The organism is Herbaspirillum sp. GW822-FHT03A08 (assembly GCF_058801885.1).
The window spans coordinates 380437-399454 of sequence record NZ_JBXANR010000004.1; the positions used below are offsets into that span (position 1 = coordinate 380437).

General features: G+C 59.1%; 16 protein-coding genes. 7 read left to right on the forward strand and 9 right to left on the reverse strand.

Features of this window, described 5'->3' with window-relative positions:
- Positions 1-3 precede the first annotated feature (3 nt).
- From AC1RN6_RS14960 to AC1RN6_RS14990, 7 genes are all read right to left on the reverse strand, one after another.
- Positions 4-879, reverse strand: coding sequence for an L-fucono-1,5-lactonase (locus AC1RN6_RS14960; protein WP_493006450.1), 876 nt, complete (start codon positions 877-879; stop codon positions 4-6).
- A 118-nt stretch (positions 880-997) separates the two neighbouring features.
- Positions 998-1939 (reverse strand): ABC transporter substrate-binding protein, encoded by a 942-nt coding sequence (locus AC1RN6_RS14965; protein ID WP_493006229.1) that lies wholly within the window; start codon positions 1937-1939, stop codon positions 998-1000.
- Positions 1940-2006: 67 nt separating this feature from the next.
- Entirely contained in the window at positions 2007-3053 is a 1047-nt protein-coding gene (locus AC1RN6_RS14970) for an ABC transporter permease (RefSeq protein ID WP_493006230.1), read from the reverse strand.
- An 11-nt stretch (positions 3054-3064) separates the two neighbouring features.
- Positions 3065-4621, reverse strand: a complete 1557-nt coding sequence (locus AC1RN6_RS14975) for a sugar ABC transporter ATP-binding protein (protein ID WP_493006231.1) — start codon at positions 4619-4621, stop codon at positions 3065-3067.
- Between the two features lie 88 nt (positions 4622-4709).
- Positions 4710-5048, reverse strand: coding sequence for an L-rhamnose mutarotase (locus tag AC1RN6_RS14980; protein ID WP_493006232.1), 339 nt, complete (start codon positions 5046-5048; stop codon positions 4710-4712).
- 10 nt (positions 5049-5058) lie between these two features.
- Entirely contained in the window at positions 5059-5835 is a 777-nt protein-coding gene (locus tag AC1RN6_RS14985) for an SDR family oxidoreductase (RefSeq protein ID WP_493006233.1), read from the reverse strand.
- 37 nt (positions 5836-5872) lie between these two features.
- Complete coding sequence (locus AC1RN6_RS14990) at positions 5873-7150, reverse strand: L-fuconate dehydratase (RefSeq protein ID WP_493006234.1); 1278 nt, start codon at positions 7148-7150, stop codon at positions 5873-5875.
- Between the two features lie 554 nt (positions 7151-7704).
- Here AC1RN6_RS14990 and AC1RN6_RS14995 point away from each other — a divergent pair.
- Together AC1RN6_RS14995 and AC1RN6_RS15000 are read left to right on the forward strand one after the other, a co-directional pair.
- A complete protein-coding gene (locus tag AC1RN6_RS14995) occupies positions 7705-8823 on the forward strand; it encodes a porin (protein WP_493006235.1) in 1119 nt (372 codons plus the stop codon).
- Positions 8824-9096: 273 nt separating this feature from the next.
- Positions 9097-9957 carry an IclR family transcriptional regulator gene (locus tag AC1RN6_RS15000; protein WP_493006236.1) on the forward strand — a complete coding sequence of 287 codons (861 nt, stop codon included), beginning with the start codon at positions 9097-9099 and terminating at the stop codon, positions 9955-9957.
- Between the two features lie 88 nt (positions 9958-10045).
- Here the strand turns inward: AC1RN6_RS15000 and AC1RN6_RS15005 are convergent, their stop codons facing one another.
- Positions 10046-10723 carry a hypothetical protein gene (locus AC1RN6_RS15005; RefSeq protein ID WP_493006237.1) on the reverse strand — a complete coding sequence of 226 codons (678 nt, stop codon included), beginning with the start codon at positions 10721-10723 and terminating at the stop codon, positions 10046-10048.
- A gap of 488 nt (positions 10724-11211) precedes the next feature.
- Here AC1RN6_RS15005 and AC1RN6_RS15010 point away from each other — a divergent pair, with 488 nt between their 5' ends.
- From AC1RN6_RS15010 to AC1RN6_RS15030, 5 genes are all read left to right on the forward strand, one after another.
- Positions 11212-12396, forward strand: a complete 1185-nt coding sequence (locus AC1RN6_RS15010; RefSeq protein ID WP_493006238.1) for an efflux RND transporter periplasmic adaptor subunit — start codon at positions 11212-11214, stop codon at positions 12394-12396.
- 4 nt (positions 12397-12400) lie between these two features.
- Positions 12401-15616 (forward strand): efflux RND transporter permease subunit, encoded by a 3216-nt coding sequence (locus AC1RN6_RS15015; protein ID WP_493006239.1) that lies wholly within the window; start codon positions 12401-12403, stop codon positions 15614-15616.
- Positions 15617-15769: 153 nt separating this feature from the next.
- The gene (locus AC1RN6_RS15020; RefSeq protein WP_493006240.1) at positions 15770-16417 is read left to right on the forward strand and encodes a protein-L-isoaspartate O-methyltransferase family protein; all 648 of its coding nucleotides are present in this window, start codon (positions 15770-15772) and stop codon (positions 16415-16417) included.
- Positions 16418-16426: 9 nt separating this feature from the next.
- Positions 16427-16750: a rhodanese-like domain-containing protein gene (locus AC1RN6_RS15025; protein WP_493006241.1), complete on the forward strand. Its 324-nt coding sequence runs from the start codon at positions 16427-16429 to the stop codon at positions 16748-16750.
- Positions 16751-16862: 112 nt separating this feature from the next.
- Positions 16863-18185, forward strand: a complete 1323-nt coding sequence (locus tag AC1RN6_RS15030; protein WP_493006242.1) for a TolC family outer membrane protein — start codon at positions 16863-16865, stop codon at positions 18183-18185.
- Positions 18186-18233: 48 nt separating this feature from the next.
- On the opposite strand, the gene AC1RN6_RS15035 is transcribed toward AC1RN6_RS15030, so the two are convergent.
- Positions 18234-18866 carry a TetR family transcriptional regulator gene (locus tag AC1RN6_RS15035; RefSeq protein WP_493006451.1) on the reverse strand — a complete coding sequence of 211 codons (633 nt, stop codon included), beginning with the start codon at positions 18864-18866 and terminating at the stop codon, positions 18234-18236.
- Between the last annotated feature and the right edge of the window lie 152 nt (positions 18867-19018).

Below are 19018 nucleotides of genomic sequence, written 5' to 3' on the forward strand. Positions count from 1 at the left end.
CTGTCAGCCTGCGATGCCGTAGCAACGCGCTGCTGTGCCACCCCAGATTTGCGCCTGTTCGTCCTTGCTCAGATTGGCGGCGGACCAATCGACCACCAGCTGCGCCACTTGCTCATACGACGCTGCCAGCAGGCACACCGGCCAGTCGGAACCGAACATCAGTCGCTGCGGACCGAAGGCTTCCAGTGCAGTATCGAGACAGACACGGATATGTCCGTAGTCGCTTTGCTGCAGACCGGCTTGCCAATCTGCCTCGGTAACGAGCCCGGATAGTTTGCAGGCGACGTGCGGCAGTTTTCCCAGCGCCAGCAGTTCTTTTTTCCATCGCGCCAGCGCAGCATCGCTCTGCGTAAACTCCCTCAGCGCCGGTTTGCCGAGATGGTCCAGCACCAGCCAATGCTTGTCGTGACGCGCGCAAAAGGCTTGCGTGTCGGCGAGCTGACGCTCGAACACCAGCACGTCGTAGACGTAATTCTTCGCTTGCAGCAAGGTGATGCCGCGATTGAAGCCGGCATGTTCCAGGAAAGCGCGCGCGTCGGCTTCGTCCTGCACCTGATGGCGAAAGCCGACCAGCTTGTCGCCTGCGTGCCATTCGGACAGACGCTCTTCGAGATCGGCGACGGTAAGGTTTTCCCAGCCGACGACACCGGCGATCCAGTCGGTGTCTTTCGCCAGGCTGAGCAAAAAGCGCGTCTCTTCGCGGCCCGAGCGCGCCTGTACGGCGATGGTGGCGGCGATCTTGTGGTCTTGCAGAACAGGTTGCAAATCGGCGGGCAATTTATCCTGCGCGAGCACGTCCATGCCGGCGCCTATCCATGGGTAATCTTCAGCGCGGTAGCGCCAGAAATGCTGATGTGCGTCGATGCGCAGTGTCATGATTTTTATTGATGCAGAACGTAAAAATGAAAATGCCGGCTTGTACTCGCAGATTCACGAATACACACCGGCATCGGATCCTCAATTGATCACGCGACTATCTGAATAGCTGAGCGGCCGATCAGTCGTACAACACTGCCGCGATCTTCGGGTCGGCGATGTTGCTCTTGTCGTACCAGTAGAAACCGGTGTCGATGATCTTCGGCAGCTTCTCGCCCTTGAGCGCCTTCACTGCTGCTTCGACGGTCTTGTAGCCGATGCCGACAGGATTTTGCGTGATCGCACCGGCCATCTGGCCGTCGCGGATCGCATCCTTCTGCTGCTTACCGGAGTCGAAGCCGACGATGACGACCTTGCGCTTCATTTCCTTGGCGCCGTTCAGCACGCCGATGGCCGAACCTTCATTGGTGCCGAAAGCACCCTTGAGCTTGGGATAGGCCTGCAGGATGGACTTGGTGACTTCGGTCGACTTCAGTTGATCGCCTGCGCCGTACTGGATGCTGACGATCTTGATCTTCGGATAGGCTGCCTTCATGCGGTCGACAAAACCGTCGCGGCGGTCGATGCCGGTACGGCTGGTCTGATCGTGGGCAACCACGGCGACTTCGCCTTCCTTGCCGATCAGTTCCGCCATCTTGTCGGCGGCCAGTGCAGCGGCAGCCTTGTTGTCGGTAGTGGCGGTGGTGACGGGAATATCGCTGTCCACGCCGGAGTCAAATGCGACTACCGGAATCTTGGCGGCTTGCGCCTTCTTCAGCAGCGGCAGCGCAGCTTTACTGTCGAGTGCGGCAAAGCCGAGTGCTTGTGGTTTCTTCGCCAGCGCGGCGGACAGCATGTCGATCTGCTTGTCGACCATGGCTTCGGTTTCCGGACCTTCAAAGGTGACTTTGACCTTGTAGTCGGTCGCCGCCTGGTTGGCGCCGGCCTTCACGGCTTGCCAGAACTGATGCTGGAAGCCCTTGGAAATCAGCGGGATGTAGATGTCTTCAGCGTGCGCGACGCTGCCCAGGCCCATGGCGAAAGTCAAACCGATGGCAATGTTGAGTGCTCTTCTCTTTATCATTTTTAAGTCTCCTTGGTTGATGTAAAACAGCGGGGGTGCTGGTTTGCTTGGATTACGTGATTTTTTGTTATTGGCGACGGCGGCGCAGGATGTCCATATAGACCGCCAGAATGATGATCACGCCGGTGACCACGGTTTGCCACTCCTGCGCTACCGACATGATGCGCAGACCGTTGATCAGCACGCTCATGATGAATGCGCCGATGATGGTGCCGAGGATGGTGCCGGTACCGCCCGACAGCGAGGTGCCGCCGATCACGACCGCTGCAATCGCGTCCAGTTCGTAACCCTGGCCCAGCGCCGGTTGCGCCGAGTTCAGGCGCGACGCGATCAGCAAACCGGCGATGCCGCAGATGGCGCCGCTGACGGTGTAGACCACGACCTTCCAGAAATCGACCTTGACGCCGGACAGGCGCAGCGCTTCTTCATTGCTGCCGAGCGCGAAGGTGTAGCGGCCGAAGACGGTCTTGTTGAGGACGATGCCGGCGCCGATGGCGACCAGGAACAGGATCAGCACGGCGTTGGGAATCGGCAGCGCCGGAATCAGGTCGCCGATCAGCGACTCCTGCGAGATCTGCGAAAACGACGGCGTGTCGTTGAAGTAAATCGGCTTGGTGCCGGAGATCACCAGGGACAGGCCCTTCAACAGCATCATCATGCCCAGCGTAGCGATGAACGGCGGCACCTTGAGCTTGGCGATCAGCATACCGGACGACCAGCCGCACAATGCGCCGAAGAAGATCGCGGCGAAGATGCCGAAGTAAATCGGCAAACCCCAGTAGGTCAGAAACACGCCGGCCATCACCGCGCAGAAAGTCATCATGGTGCCGACCGACAAGTCGATGCCGGCGGTAATGATCACAAAAGTACATGCGATCGCCAGCACGCCGTTGACGGCGGTCGATTGCAGGATGCTGACCAGATTGTCGACCTGCAGGAAGTTCTCGTTGGCGAAGCTGAAGAACACGACCAGTGCCAGCAGACTGGCGAAGGCCAGCAGTTTTTGCCGCGTGGACGGATGGAACAGGCTCGCGCGCAGGCTGCCTGCGCCGGCTTCGGAAACAGGTGTGGATGTCATGGTCAGGTTTGCTTGAGGATTGGGAGTAGTTGCCATGGTCGTCTTCTTCAATGTGTAGGGGCAGCGGCGACAGCGGAAGGACGCTGCGTCGCCAGTTGCATGATCTTTTCCTGCGAGGCTTCGGCAGCGCTCAGTTCGCCGGTGATGCGGCCTTCGCACATGACCAGCACGCGGTGGCTCATCCGCAGTACTTCAGGCAGTTCGGAGGAAATCATCACGATGGCCTTGCCTTGTTCCGCGAGGGTGTTGAGCAGTTTGTAGATTTCGCTCTTGGCGCCGATGTCGATGCCGCGCGTCGGCTCATCGAAGAACAAGATGTCGCAGTCGCGCAGCAACCACTTGGCGATCACGATCTTTTGCTGGTTTCCGCCGGACAGCAGACGCGCAGGCTGATCGATGGACGGCGTCTTGATGGCAAGCTGGCGCACGTAGTTTTGCGCAGTGCTGCGAATCGCGGCCTGATCGAGGAACAAGCCCTTTTTCAGGAAACGGTTCATGCTCGACATGACGACGTTGGCCTTCACGTCGAGGCCGGTGGCCAGGCCGAAATGCTTGCGGTCTTCCGACAGGTAGCCGATGCCATGTGCAACGGCATCGGACGGCGACTTGATCACAGCCTTGCCGCCATGGATGAAAATTTCACCGGCTTCCAGCGGATCGGCGCCGAAGATGGCGCGCGCGACTTCGGTGCGGCCCGCGCCCATCAAGCCTGCGAAGCCGAGAATCTCACCCTTGCGCAGCTGAAAACTGACGTCGCGGATCGCATGGCCGCGCGTCAGTCCCTTGACCTCCAGCACCACCTTGTTGTCGCCGGCATTGGCGATGACCGGGCCGGCGCTGTCGAGTTGACGACCGACCATCATGCCGATGATGGTGTCGATCGGCGTTTCTTCGGTAGGGACCGTGGCAATGTATTTGCCGTCGCGCATGACAGTGACGCGGTTGGAAATACGGCGCAGCTCGTCCATCTTGTGCGAGATGTACACGATACCGACGCCCTGCGCCTGCAGGTCGCGGATGATGCGGAACAGTTCGTCGATCTCGGCGTTGTTGAGCGCGGCGGTCGGCTCGTCCATGATCAGGACGCGCGAATTGAAGGACAGCGCCTTGGCGATTTCCACCATTTGCTGCCTGGCGACGGTCAGTTCGCCGACCTTGGTGCGCGGGTCGAGCTTCAGGCGCATGCGCTCGAAAATGTCGGCGGTCTGGCGATTGAGCGTCTCTTCGTCGAGGAACACGCCGAACCGTCCGCGCGGCTCGCGGCCGATGAAGATGTTCTGCGCGGCGCTGAGATGATTCATCAGGTTGAGTTCCTGATGGATGATGCCGATGCCGAGCTCTTGCGCCGCACGCGGACCATCGATGGCCACTTCCTTGCCGTCGACGAAGATCTGACCTTCATCCTTCTGGTACACGCCGGACAAAATCTTCATCAACGTCGATTTGCCGGCGCCGTTTTCGCCCATGAGCGCGTGGACTTCGCCGGGAAGCAAATCCAGCTGGCAATTATCCAGCGCCAGCACGCCGGGGAAGCGCTTGGTCACGTTACGCAAGCGGATCAGGCATCCCGATTCGTTTGCGGTCTCTGTTTGTTCTGATTGCATACCTGCCTCGTTGATGCAAACCAGCCTTGTTATATTGATTGGCTGTATTGTGTATTTCGGTACTGCCTTACGTTTACTTTCACTTGCCTTACTGATTGCCGAGGTCGAAGATCTTCGTCATCGGCATCCATTTCTCTCCTTGCGGCGTCCACGGCGTCGGCGCCTGGAACTGCCACATCAATGCTTCCCACTCCTGCACCCTGGGGTCGTCCTGCATGGCCTGCGCCATGGCTACCGCGTCATAAACCGCATCATCGGTTTCCATGATCATCGTCAGGCGCGTGCCGAGACGGTAAATCTCCATCCCGGTCACGCCGTTGGCGTGCAGATGTGCGGCAATCTCCGGCCAGATCCTGCGGTGATGCTCTTCATAACGCGCAATCAGGGCCGCGTCGTCTTTCAGGTCGAGTGCGAGGCAGTAGCGCATCGGTTTCCCCTCAGGTCAATGCGCGGTCGAGATGCGTGTAGCCGCCATCGACGAACACCCATTGGCCGGTAGTGTGCGCGGCGCGATCCGACAACAGGAAGACGGCGGTATCGGCCATTTCTTCCGAGGTTGTGAAACGCTTCCCCAGCGGGATCTTGCTGGTAATGCCGGCAAGCTTCTCTTGCGGATTGTCGAAGCTGGAAATCCATTTTTCGTACAGCGGCGTCATCACTTCCGCCGGGATCAGCGCATTGACGCGCACGCCGTCGTTGGCCAGCGCTGCGGCCCATTCGCGCGTGAGCGAGAGTTGCGCGCCTTTCGATGCGCAGTAGCCGCTGGTGTTGCCCTGGCCGGTGACCGCGGTCTTGGAGGAAACATTGACGATGGCGCCGCGCGTGGCCTTGAGATGCGGCACGCAGTAGTGCGCCATGACGTAGTAATGGATAAGATTTTTTTCCAGCGACTGCATGAAAGCGGCGCGGCCGGCATCGAGGCCGACGTTGTCGTTGATGCCCGCGTTGTTGACCAGGCCGTCGAGACGGCCGAATTCACGCACGGTGTCGGCGACGGCTTGCTTGCACTTCTCTTCATCCATCAGGTCGAGCAGGAAGAAGCGCGCCCTCGGTTGCAGCTTCAGCAACTGCTCCTTGAATGCGTCGTTCGGCTGACTCTTGCCGAACACGACCGGAATCGCGCCCTCGCCCGCCAGTTGCAGCGAGATCGCACCACCGATGCCGGAGGCGCCGCCGGTCACGATCACGACCTTGTCTTTCAGATGTAAGTCCAAGTCTTGTCTCCGTCTTTATTTTTATCTTGTTGCCCGATCAGCCACGAAAGCGATATTGCTCCAGCGACTCGGGCTTCATCGTAATGGAAAAGCCCGGTGCGGTCGGCGGCATGTAAGCCGCTCCTTTGACCACGCAGGCATCGATAAAGTGCTCGTGCAGATGATCGACGTATTCGGTCACGCGTCCCTCGGTGGTGCCGGCGATGCAGATGTAGTCGATCATCGACAGATGCTGCACGTATTCGCACAGGCCGACGCCGCCGGCATGCGGGCAGACCGGCAGCTTGTACTTGGCCGCCATCAGCATGACGGCAAGGATTTCATTGACGCCGCCGAGACGGCAGGAATCGATCTGCACCACGTCGATCGCACCGCGCATGATGAATTGCTTGAACAGCACGCGGTTCTGGCACATCTCGCCGGTGGCGACTTTGACTGCACCGATGCCTTCACGGATCTTGCGATGTCCTTCGACATCGTCCGGGCTGGTCGGCTCTTCGATGAACCACGGCTTGGCGAAGGCCAGTTCGTTGACCCAGTCGATGGCCTGGTCGACTTCCCACACCTGGTTGGCGTCGATCATCAGGTGACGATCCGGGCCGATGACTTCGCGCGCGATGGTGACGCGGCGCTTGTCGTCGGCCAGGTCGCGGCCGACCTTGAGCTTGATGTGGTTGAACCCGCCGTCGATGGCTTCCTTGCAGAGGCGGCGCAGCTTGGCGTCGTCGTAGCCGAGCCAGCCGGCGGAGGTGGTATAGCAAGGATAGCCGTTCTGCTCCAGCAGGCGAATGCGCTCGGCTTTGCCCGGCGCTTGTGCGCGCAGCAGCTCCAGCGCTTCTTCCGGCGTGATGCAGTCGGTGATGTAGCGGAAGTCGATGCTGCGCACGAATTCTTCCGGCGACATATCTGCGACCAGTTTCCACAGCGGCTTGCCTTCAGCCTTGGCCCACAGATCCCAGACGGCGTTGACGACCGCACCGGTGGCGAGGTGGATGGCGCCCTTGTCCGGGCCGATCCAGCGCAACTGGCTGTCGGAGGTGATGTAGCGCCAGAAACGGCCCATGTCTGCGCTGACCCAGTCGAGGTCGAGGCCGACGACCAGATGTTCCATGGCTTGAATAGCGGCGCAGCAGATCTCGTTGCCGCGGCCGATGGTAAAGGTCAGGCCATGGCCTTCCAGGCCGGACTTGTCGGTTTCGAGGATGACGTAAGCGGCTGAATAATCCGGATCCGGATTCATGGCATCGGAGCCGTCAAGGGTCTTGGAAGTCGGGAAACGTACGTCCAGTACGCGCATGGAGGTGATCTTGGTCATCGTCGCTGTCAAATGTAATGGAGTGAAATCGGTTGTACCGGCTACGGATCACTGCACTACATCGGAAGTAGAGATAACTTCGCCGGCGCCGCATGGATGCCGCCGTCCTGCCACCTCTTCAGGCTGTCGCGCCTGTCTCCATTGTTGTCGTGCTTCGCCTTTGTGCCGATTGCTCGGGCCAAGGCTGTGTCTTTTGCTGTGTAGCGATTATCACACGCAGCTTTAAATTCATCAATAAAATTTAATTTTATATTTGAGTTTACTTTGCTAATATCCAGTCGCTGAAGACTACATTGCTTTCATGTAGTTTGGAGCGATAACCAATGTATATCTATGGGATATCAAAATAGAGATGGTTAGAAAACAATATTTTGCGATTTCATTCTATTAAAAATTCATTTTACAAATGAAATAAAAATATTAACAGGAGGAAATGACAAACATCCGCGTCACCGCCACATCGCTGCACCGCGGGCCGCCCGACTTCCGGGCCCGTGTCGATAAAAGAACAAGTAAGAACAAGCAATCACAAAATCATAATTACGGAGATTCTCATGCAGACAACTAACTCTACTGCTCGTAGCACCCATGGGCGCAACACCTTCACCAACAAGAACATGACACGCGCCGTCGCCGGCGCCTTGCTCGGACTTGCCGGGCTTACCGGACTTGCTGTCAGCAGTGCGCACGCGCAAAGCAGCGTCACCATCTACGGCCGCGTCGATGCAGGCGTCGACTATCAGTCCAGCGTCGCCACCGGCAACGGTGGCAGCGGCAGCCTTTGGCGCTCTTCCGGCAACCAGTGGGGCACCAGCATGATCGGCTTCAAGGGCACGGAAGACCTGGGTTCGGGACTAAGCGCCTTCTTCCTGCTGGAATCCGGCTTCGACGCGACCAAGGGTACGACCAACGGCCCGGCGCTGTTCAATCGGCGCTCCTACGTGGGCCTGGCCGGCAGCGCCGGTTCCCTCAAGCTGGGCAAGAACCTGTTCATCGACAACGACGTCTGGTTCCTGGATCCGACCGGACAGCAGTTCATCGGTACCGCAACACTGGTGCGCGGACGCAACTGGCAAGGCGCCGACAACGTCATCGAGTACCAGACCCCGACCTGGGGCGGTTTCAATGCAACGGTGCAAACCAGCCTTGGCGAACAGGCCGGTTCGCTCACCAAGAAACGCAAGGATGGCGTCTCGCTGGTCTATGCCAATCAGACGGTGGAGCTGCGCGCAATCTATGACGTGGTGCGCGACGCCAATGGCCGCTTTGTCGATGTGTTCGACACTTCCAAAGAGCTGATCCTCGGCGGCACGCTGACGATCGACAAACTCAAGCTGTTCGCCGGTTATGAAAACCTGCGCGCACCGGACGCTGCACCGACGGCATCGGATAAGGCCAATCATTACTGGATCGGCGCCAACTATCAGGTAACGCCGGCGCTGACGCTGATCGGCTCGGTGTTCCGCGTGAATGTGAACAAGGGCGGCGGCAACGCCAATCTGTTCATGGCTGGTGCGAACTATTCGCTGTCGAAGCGCACTTTGCTGTACGTGGGTGCGGGTACGGTGCGCAATAGCAGCAATGCCAATTTCTCGGTGGAGGCGACGAATAACAATCCGTTGCCGGGGCAAAACCAGAACGGGGCGTACGCCGGCATCAGCCACTCCTTCTGAAATCTGTCCTTGGGCCTACTGCGAGCCCGTGATCCGATGCCGTACGGTGCTCGGGATCCTCGTGTACTTGAGTACACTCCGGTGCCCTGTGCTCCGGTCGGCACCGGCTGACGGGCTCTCGCTACGGCCCAAGAACAGATTCGATGTTTTGAGTGTTCCTCTTTGAAACCGGCAATCGATCGTGAATGTCGGTTTCAGAGATAAAATGCGAAATAATTCGAATTTGCGCAAACCCAGTCGGGTTGCGCGGTGTCATCTTCCATCAGGCCAGCCATGCCAAGAACCAAGAAAATCGTGCCCGACGCGGACCTGAATACCGATGTTGCGGAAGATATTTCCGCCAACGATAGCGCCACGGATCCCGGCAAGACGCGCTATGCGGCGCCGGCGCTGGATAAGGGGCTGGATATTCTGGAACTGCTCAGCAAGGCCGAGCAGATGCTGACGCTTAACCAGATCTCCAAGCAACTGGGACGCAGCGTCAACGAGATCTTCCGTATGGTGGTGACGCTGGAACAGCGCGGTTATCTGATTGCCGATAACGATCAATACCGCCTGTCGTTGAAATTGTTCGAGCTGGCGCATTATCACCAGCCCATTCGCTCACTGGTAAGCACTGCGCTGCCGCACATGCGCGAGCTGGCGAACAGAACCATGCAGTCGACCCATCTCACCGTGTATGAAGCCGGCCGCGTGATCGTAGTGGCGCAGGTGGACAGCCCGGAACGCTGGGCCTTCGGCCTCAAGGTCGGTGCGCTGGTGAGTCTGACCGATACGGCGTCGGGCCATGTGCTGCTGTCGTTTCGCGATGAAGCCGAACGCGGCCGCATGCTGGCGGCGCACGTCAGGATGGATGGTGAGCAGGAAATCGATCACGCGCAATTGCTGCGCCAGATTGCGGAAACTCAGGAGCGCGGTTATTCGCGCATGGAAAGCCGTCAGATCCGCGGCGTGGTGAATTTGTCTTATCCGGTGCTGGGCGCCAACGACCGCATGCTGGCGGCGCTGAATATTCCTTACATCGAACGCATCGATAAAAAGATCAATCCCAGCCTCGATGAAGTACAGAACATCGTGCAGGAAATTTCTGCGCGCCTGTCCAAGCTGATGGGCAGCAGCAGTTTCGGCAGTTGATCCGGTCTGAACCTGGCTGCGGCCAGATCGACAGTAACAAAAAAGCCAGGCAATGCCTGGCTTTTTATTCTGCGTTCTGGCCATCTGGTTAACCGATGGGAAGCGATGTCAGCGCGTTTTTTGTCTTGGTCTTGCCCTTGGCCTCATGTGCTTCAGTGGCCGCCTGGGTCAGCGAATAGCGGGTGTAAGCCTTGACCAGATCAGCCATGAAATCCGACTCATTCTTGATCGGACGCCAGTTCTTGCCATCCAGTTCTTCCACCTGCGTGCTGTTGCCGTCATAGACGATACTGATCGCGCGCGGCTTTTCCTGCTCCCTGAACTCGGTCAGGAAACCCTTCATGTCGTAACCGGAAGAATTGCCTTGCGTAAAGGTCTCGATGGCCGACTGCATGGCAGTCTCACGTGAAGCAAGCGCCTGAGTCTGCGCTTGCGCCAGCAGATCGGAAACGCCGGTATGGTCATTGAGCAGCATCTCGAACTTGCCGTTGCGCTCATCGCCCTCTTCCAGCTTGAAGCCTTTTTTGGTCGAGAAAATGCGCAGCTTGGGCGGCACATTGATGCCGTAAGCGCCGACCAGTCCACCCAGCGCCATGGTCAGCGCCGGACTGACGTCGGGACGCATCGGGTTGACCAGTCCGTCGACGCCCGTATTGCGGGCAATCATCATCTGGGCGAAACCGATATCGTTATTGTTGGCGTACGCCTTCGCAGCAGTGGGTGCCGCGGTGTTGTTGACGAAAAATTGGTTGCTGATGTTTTGCATTGCGGCGCTCCTGCGATTACCAGGTCCGATGGTTCAACTTGCGCGAATAATTGCCAAAAGCATAATGAAAGACAAATGGCAGACGCCACCATTGTAAGAGGCTTTCAGCGTTTCTACACAAGAAGCTGAGGCATTTCCCTCCTTCAATCCTGCCATTTGTCGGTTTATCGCAAAAACCTGTCATTCCGGAGGAGCCGCATTTACCCTGCTTTACGCCGGATCTTTCCCGAGGTTTCTTGACGACATGACTATTGCCACTTACATTGCTGACTCGCGGGCAATCGCGGCCCCGCCGGCGAAGCATCCGTCGCGTTGCCGCCCGGGTCCCGATTGCCGGCCCTGCCTCGGTTCCACAATATCCCGAACATACCGACGTCATTGCCAGCAGCATCGCCCTGATCTCTTCCGCACCGTGCTGTGGCGAGAGCGGAAGCTTGCAACAACAATTTCACCGATCCGCGCCTGAACGGCTTACCAACGAAACCCTGATGACTCTTTCCTTCCTGAAACGCCGCCCGGTCCTGATTGGACTGCTGATTCTGATCATTGCCGTCGCTTTCATCGCGACCAGAAAGCGTCCGCCGGCAGTCGCAACGGTAGTCGCCAAGCCTGCGCAAGTGCTCGAATTCCTGCCGAGCGACACGATCGAAGTCGGCGTCGAACCGCTGCGCCAGGTGCTGCCGCTTTCCGGCGCGTTGCGTGCGCTGAACCAGGTATCGGTCAAGGCTAAGGTGGCGGGTGAAGTAAAGGACGTGCTGGTGCGCGCCGGTGAAGCGGTCAAGGCGGGCCAGGTACTGATTCGCATCGATACCAGCGAATACCAGGCCAGGCTCGAGCAAGCCAGAGGCTCTCTGGTCGCATCGCGCGGCCAGCTCGATATCGCCACCAAAACCCGCGACAACAACCAGGCCTTGATGGATAAAGGCTTCATTTCGCGCAATGCCTTCGACAACGCCGCCAGCCAGTTCGACATCGCCAAGGCCAACGTCGACACCGCGCGCGGCGCACTCGACGTTGCGCAAAAAGCCTTGAACGACACGGTGATCAAGGCGCCGATCACCGGCATGATCAGCAGCCGCACCGTCGAGCCGGGTGAAAAAGTATCGATCGACAACAAGTTGCTCGACGTCGTCGACCTCAGCCAGATGGAACTGGAAGCGCCGGTGCCGACTGCGGACATCCTCAAAGTAAAACTCGGACAGGAAGTGCTGGTGACCGTGGAAGGCCTGCCGCAAGCAGTCGCCGGCAAGGTGGTGCGCATCAATCCGGCAACGCAATCCGGCTCGCGCTCGATCATGGTGTACGTGCGCATCGAAAATCCGCAAGGCTTGCTGCGCGCCGGCATGTTTGCCGACGCCAGCCTGACGCTGGACAAGCGCGACGCCGTGATGACGGTGCCGCAGACGGCGATCCAGACCGATGGCGACAAAACCTATGTCTACGCCATCGAAGACGGCAAGCTGATCCGGCGCGACGTCGTACTGGGCATGCGCGGCGTCGACAGCCGCGGCAATGCGGTTGAAGTCAGCAGCGGCCTGCAAACCGGCGCGCGCATCGTCAAGGCCAACCTCGGCAACCTGAACAGCGGCACGCCGGTGCGCTTCTCGGCGACTGGCGGTGCAGTGCCGACACCAGCGGCGGCGGCCCCGACGGCGGCCAAGGCAAAGGAATAAGCGCATGTGGTTCACCCGTATCAGTATCGGCAACCCGGTGTTCGCCACCATGATGATGATGGCGTTCGTGGTGCTCGGCTTGTTCTCTTACCAGCGCCTGCGCGTCGATCAGTTTCCCGATATCACCTTCCCCGTGGTGGTGGTGCAGACCACGTATCCCGGTGCGTCGCCTGAAAATGTGGAATCCGACGTCACGCGCAAGATCGAAGAATCGGTCAACACCATCAACGGTATCAACAGCCTGACGTCGCACTCGTATGAAGGCTTGTCGGTAGTGATCGTCGAATTCGACCTCACCGTTGATCCGGCGCAAGGCGCGCAGGACGTCCGCGAAAAGGTGGCGCTGGTGCAGGCGGCCTTCCGCAAGGAAGTCGACCAGCCGCGCATCACGCGTTTCGATCCGGCCGATCAGCCGATCTTTTCGATCTCGGTCACCAACGATCCGAATGCCGCCAACGCCAGACCGCGCAACCTGCGCGAGCTGACCACGATCTCCGACCAGATCATCAAGAAACGGCTGGAGAACGTGCGCGGCGTCGGTTCGGTGACACTGGTCGGCGGCGTCAAGCGCCAGGTCAACATCTACGTCAAACCCAATGAGATGGAAGCGCTGGGCATCGGCGTCGACCAGGTCATTAATGCGGTGAAGAACGAAAACCAGGAGTTGCCGACCGGCGCCATTCGCATGGCGGATGCAGAAAAAGTGGTGCAGGTGCAAGGCCGCGTCAAGAATCCGGAAGACTTTAAAAGCATCATCGTGGCGCGCCGCGGCGGCCAGCCGGTGACGCTGAACCAGATCGCCACCGTGGTGGACGGCCAGGAAGAACAAGAGACGCTGGCGCTCTACAACGGCCAGCGCACGCTCGCGCTGGACATCCTCAAGGCGCAGGGCCAGAACACCATCGATGTCGCCGACGGCCTCAAGCAAGCCATCAAGGACATGGAGCCGAATCTGCAAAAACTCTATCCCGGCGTGCGCCTGCAGATCATCAAGGACAGCTCGCGCCAGATCCGCACCGGCGTCGAGAACGTGCGCCGCACACTGATCGAAGGCGCGCTGCTGACGGTGCTGATCGTGTTCCTGTTCCTCAATTCCTGGCGCTCGACGGTGATCACCGGACTGACCTTGCCGGTGGCGCTGATCGGCACCTTCCTGTTCATGTACATGTTCGGCTTCACGATCAACATGATCACGCTGATGGCGCTGTCGCTATGCGTCGGCTTGCTGATCGACGATGCGATTGTGGTGCGCGAAAACATCGTGCGCCATGCCGGCATGAAGGTGCACGGCAAGTTCAAAACGCACAAGATGGCGGCGCTGGAAGGCACGGCGGAAATCGGCCTGGCGGTGCTGGCGACGACCTTCTCGATTGTCGCGGTGTTCTTGCCGGTGGGCTTCATGGGCGGCATCATCGGACGCTTCTTCCATCAATTCGGCGTGACGGTGACGGCGGCAGTGCTGATTTCGATGTTCGTATCCTTCACGCTGGATCCGATGCTGTCATCGATCTGGCCGGATCCGGATGTACATGGCGACACCTACAAGCGCGGTTGGTATGCTCGCACCATCGGCCGCGTGCTGAATCAATTCGATCGCATGGTGCAATGGCTGTCAGCGACCTATCAGCGTTTGTTGAAATGGTCGCTGCGGCATCGCGTGCTGACGCTGGTGCTGGCCTTGGCGACATTCATCGCCGGCTTTGCCCTGCCGGCAACCGGACTGATCGGTTCCGAGTTTGTGCCGCAAGCCGATTATTCGGAATCCGGCGTGACCTTTTACACGCCGGTCGGCTCTTCGCTGGAACTGACCGAGAGCAAGGTGCATCAGGTCGAAGCCGTGCTGCGCCAGTTCCCGGAAGTGGTCGACACCTATAGCACGGTCAATACCGGCAACTCGCAGGGCAAGAATTACGCGACCGTCTTCATCCGCCTCAAGCCGCGCAATCAGCGCCAGCTCAGCACCTCGCAGCTGGCGCCGCTATTGCGCGACCGCCTGACGCAGATTGCCGGTATCGCGGTGACGCACATCGGCACGCTGGACGGCGTCGGCGGCGACAACAAGCAGGTGCGTTTCAGCCTGCTCGGACCGGATCTGGATCAGCTGGCGCGGCTGTCGGATGAGGTGCAGAGAAAGCTGCTCGCCATCCGCGGCGTGGTGGATCTGGACTCCAGCCTGAAAGCGCAGAAGCCGACAATTTCCATCGAGCCCAAACGCGACATCGGCTCGGATCTCGGCATCGGCGTGGCGGAAATCGGCAATGCGCTGCGTCCCTTGCTGGCCGGAGAAGCAGCCAGCAGCTGGCGCGCGCCGGATGACGAAAACTACGACGTCAACGTGCGCCTGTCGCCGACCGACCGCAACACCGTCGATGATCTGTCGCGCCTGATGCTGGCCAGTACCCTGACCAACCCGGACGGCACGCCGCGCATGGTGCCCTTGCGCCAGGTGGCTGATATTAAAAACACCGTCGGCGCCAACCAGATCAACCGGCGCGACCTCAACCGCGAAGTGGAGTTGTCGGCCAACGCTGCCGGCCGCTCGGCCGGACAGGTCAACGCCGAGATCAAGACCATGCTGGAACGGATGAACTGGCCGCCCGGCTATCGCTACCAGATCGGCGGCTCGACCAAGAGCATGAATGAATCCTTCGGCTACGCCGTCGGCGCGCTGGCGCTGGCGATCGTGTTCATTTACATGATCCTGGCGTCGCAGTTCGCCAGCTTCCTGCAGCCGATCGCGATCATGTCGTCATTGCCGCTGACGCTGATCGGCGTGTTCCTGGCGCTGATGTTCTTCCGCTCGACCTTGAACATGTTCTCGATCATCGGCTTCATCATGCTGATGGGACTGGTGACCAAGAATGCGATCCTGCTGGTGGATTTCACCAATCAGGCGCGCAAGGAAGGCATGGAGCGCAGCGCGGCCTTGCTGGAAGCCGCCCACGTGCGGCTGCGCCCGATCCTGATGACCACGTTGGCGATGGTGTTCGGCATGGTGCCGCTGGCGTTCGGAATTGCGGAAGGTTCGGAGCAGCGCGCACCGATGGGTCAGGCCGTGATCGGCGGGATCATCACCTCGTCGATCCTGACGCTGGTGGTGGTGCCGGTGGCTTATACCTATCTCGACGACCTCGGCGCCTGGGTCAAGCGCAAGTGGTTCGGCCATGACGGGCAGGAACATGCCGACGATGGACGCGAAGAAGACAGGCCGGCTTCCTGAGTATTTCCTTTTTGCAAGCACTAATCCGGCCTCGGCTCGCAAAAAAACTTGCGCTACGCCCCGGAAAGCAACGGAAAGCAAGCGTCTGCCGCTGTCTCCCTGCTGCCGTGTTTGATAAAATGCTGCTTTTACGTCGTTATCGAGCCTACTGCCATGAATATCGAACAAGCCCGTTTCAATATGATCGAACAGCAAATCCGCCCCTGGAATGTGCTGGCGCAAGATGTCCTGGACCTGCTGACCGTCGTCAAGCGCGAGGAATTCGTTCCCGCCGCATACCGCAGCCTGGCGTTTTTCGATACCGAAATCCCGCTGCCTGGCGGCGAAACCATGCTGCCGCCGAAGGTGGAAGCTCGCATCCTGCAGGAAGCCAACGTCAAGAAACACGAGCAAGTGCTGGAAATCGGCGCCGGCTCCGGCTACATGGCGGCGCTGCTGGCTTATAAGGCGCGCCACGTCACCACCGTTGAAATCGATCCGGATCTGAAAGCATTGGCCGAAAAGAACCTGTCCACCTACGGCGTGAGCAACGTCAGCGTCGAACTGGGCAACGGTGCACAAGGCTGGCAAGGCGAATACGACGTGATCGTCATCTCGGGCGGCCTGCCTTTTCTGCCGGATACTTTCCTGAAGCAGGTCAAGGTCGGCGGCCGTATCCTGGCCATCGTCGGCGAAGCACCGGTGATGTCGCTGCAAGTGATCACCCGTACGTCCGATCAGGTCTATGACACAGTGGATGTATTTGAGCTGATGGCAAAACCGCTGCACGCAGCCAGCACACACTCTCACTTCACTTTCTAGGAATTCTGTATGGAGCACATCACCGCACCGGAACTGGCCGCCTGGATCGCCGACCCGGACCGTCCGACACCATTGCTGCTTGATGTGCGCGAGCCGTGGGAATTTGAAACCTGCAGCATCGAAGCAGCCCGGCTGATTCCGATGAACACGATTCCCAGCCGCTTTTCCGAACTGGATGAAGAACAGCCCGTGGTGTGCATCTGCCACCACGGCGCACGCAGCATGCAAGTTGCCGCCTTCCTCGAACGCCAGGGCTTTTCCAAGGTGACCAATCTGACCGGCGGCATTCACGCCTGGGCGCAGCAAGTGGACACCGCAATGCCGACCTATTGAGCGCGCCGTATTCGTTCGAAGCCGGACGTTTTTTGATTTTTCCCGGAACTGCGAAGTGCCTGAATAGCCGAACAACGGCTATTTATCCTCTATCCCCGTGAAAATCCTGCGTATGCCCTCCATCCTTTCCAGAGCCCTGACGACCGGCGCCATGTCCGCCGCGTTATCCGGCGCTCTCGCTTTTCCCGGCCATGCCGCCGATCTGGTTCAGGTGTATCAGCAGGCACTGGCAAATGATCCGGTTTATCAGAGCGCGCGTTATTCGCTGCGCGCCGGCGAAGAGAAAATCACGCAAGGCCGCGCCGCCATCCTGCCGACCGTAGGCGTGAACGGCAGTTACACGCGGTCCGGCGACACCATGCAGAATTCGGCCAACACCTACACGCTGCAACTGACGCAGCCGTTGCTGCGCATGGCGAACTGGGAGACTTATCGGCAAGGCAAGCTGTCGGTCGCCGTCAGCGAAGCGCAATTCGCGCAGGCGCAGCAGGATCTGATCCTGCGTGTGAGCCAGACTTATTTCGACGTATTGAGCGCGCAAGATGCGCTCAGTTTTTTGCGCGCGCAGAAGATCGCCATCTCTGAGCAATTGGCATCGGCCAAGCGCAACTTCGACATCGGCACCGCAACCATCACAGACACCAATGAAGCGCAGGCGCGCTACGATCTCGCCAACGCACAGGAAATCGCCGCGCAGAACGATCTGGAAGTCGCGCTCAGCAAACTGCAGCAAATCATCGGCCAGCCGCCGGCGCCTTTATCGACGCTGCGCACGAACGTACAACTGAGCATGCCGCAACCGGCGCTGATCGATCCGTGGATCAGCAGCGCAGAACAACAGAATTACGGCGTCGTCGCCCAGCAGGTTTCACTCGAAATCGCACAGAGCGAAATCAAACGCAGCCGCGCCGGCCACTATCCGACCGTCGATCTGACCGCCGGCCGCAATTACACCAATCAGAACAGCCAGCTGACGCCATATACCAACGGTCGCGGCTACGCCAACTCCATCGGCGTGCAATGGAATATCCCGCTCTATTCGGGCTTCAGCGTCAGCAGCAAGGTCGACGAGTCTATCGCGCTGGCCGACAAGGCGCGTTCGGATCTGGAGAACGCGCGCCGCGCTGCGGTGCTTAACGTGCGCCAGGCGTATCTGGGCGTGAGCAACGGTTTGTCACAGGTGAAGGCATATGAGGCCGCCGAGGTCTCCAGCCTGTCGGCGCTGGAATCGAACCGGCTCGGCTATCAGGTTGGCGTGCGCATTAACATCGACGTGCTGAATGCGCAGCAACAGCTATTCTCGACGCGCCGCGATCTGGCCAAGGCGCGCTACGATACGCTGATGAACGGATTGAAGCTGAAGTCGGCAGCCGGCAGCTTGAAAGAAGAAGATCTGGTGCAGATCAACCAATTGCTAGGCCCGCCGGCGCCGTGAAGAAATACGCCGGCAGCCGCAGCCAGACTGCCGGTGAATGGCGGGTGATTAGTTTCTCAGCGTGGGCGCCGTCTTGACGGCGTGAATGCATGCAGTGAGCAGGTTCTCCGCCTCTTTTTCAAGATCGAAACTATCGGGCGCGAAGAACCAGTCCGCCAGCAAACCGCTGAACATGGCATGCGCCATCAGGCAGGCGCGGCGGATGTTCAGATGGGGATCCAGCTGGCCGCGCGCGATGGCATTCTTGAGAATCTGCTCCATGCGCAACATACCCTGCATGTGGCATTCGCGCTGACGCATCAGAATCGGATCGTTGTTGTCGACAAATTCGCATTTATTGAAGATGATGTCGAATACTTTGCGGCAGCGCGGATCGGTGGCGGCTTGTTTGAGCACATACACCCCGCCTTTGATGAATTCGCCGAGAGGGTCGGCAACGCGCTCATCGGCGTTCTCCTCCATCATCGCTTCCATCGGCAGGCGCACGCGGTCGCACATGGCGTCGAACAGATCGCTTTTGTTTTTGAAGTGCCAGTAAATGGCGCCGCGCGTCACATCCGCCGCCTTGGCGACATCGGCCAGCGAGGTATGCGAAACGCCGCGTTCGTAAAACACCTGCTCTGCAGCATCGAGGATGCGCGAACGGGTTTCGAGGGCTTCTTCCTTGGTCGAGCGCGCCATGGTCAGGCGGCCGGACGAATAGTGGGTGTCATTACAATCTCCGTGCACCATCGTTGTGCAATAAAGACAAACCGTCGCAATTTCCTTTGACAAGGAGTCTGTTTCACGAAAGTCTGCATGTTCCGCATTGTTTTTTGTACGTAGTGCGAAAT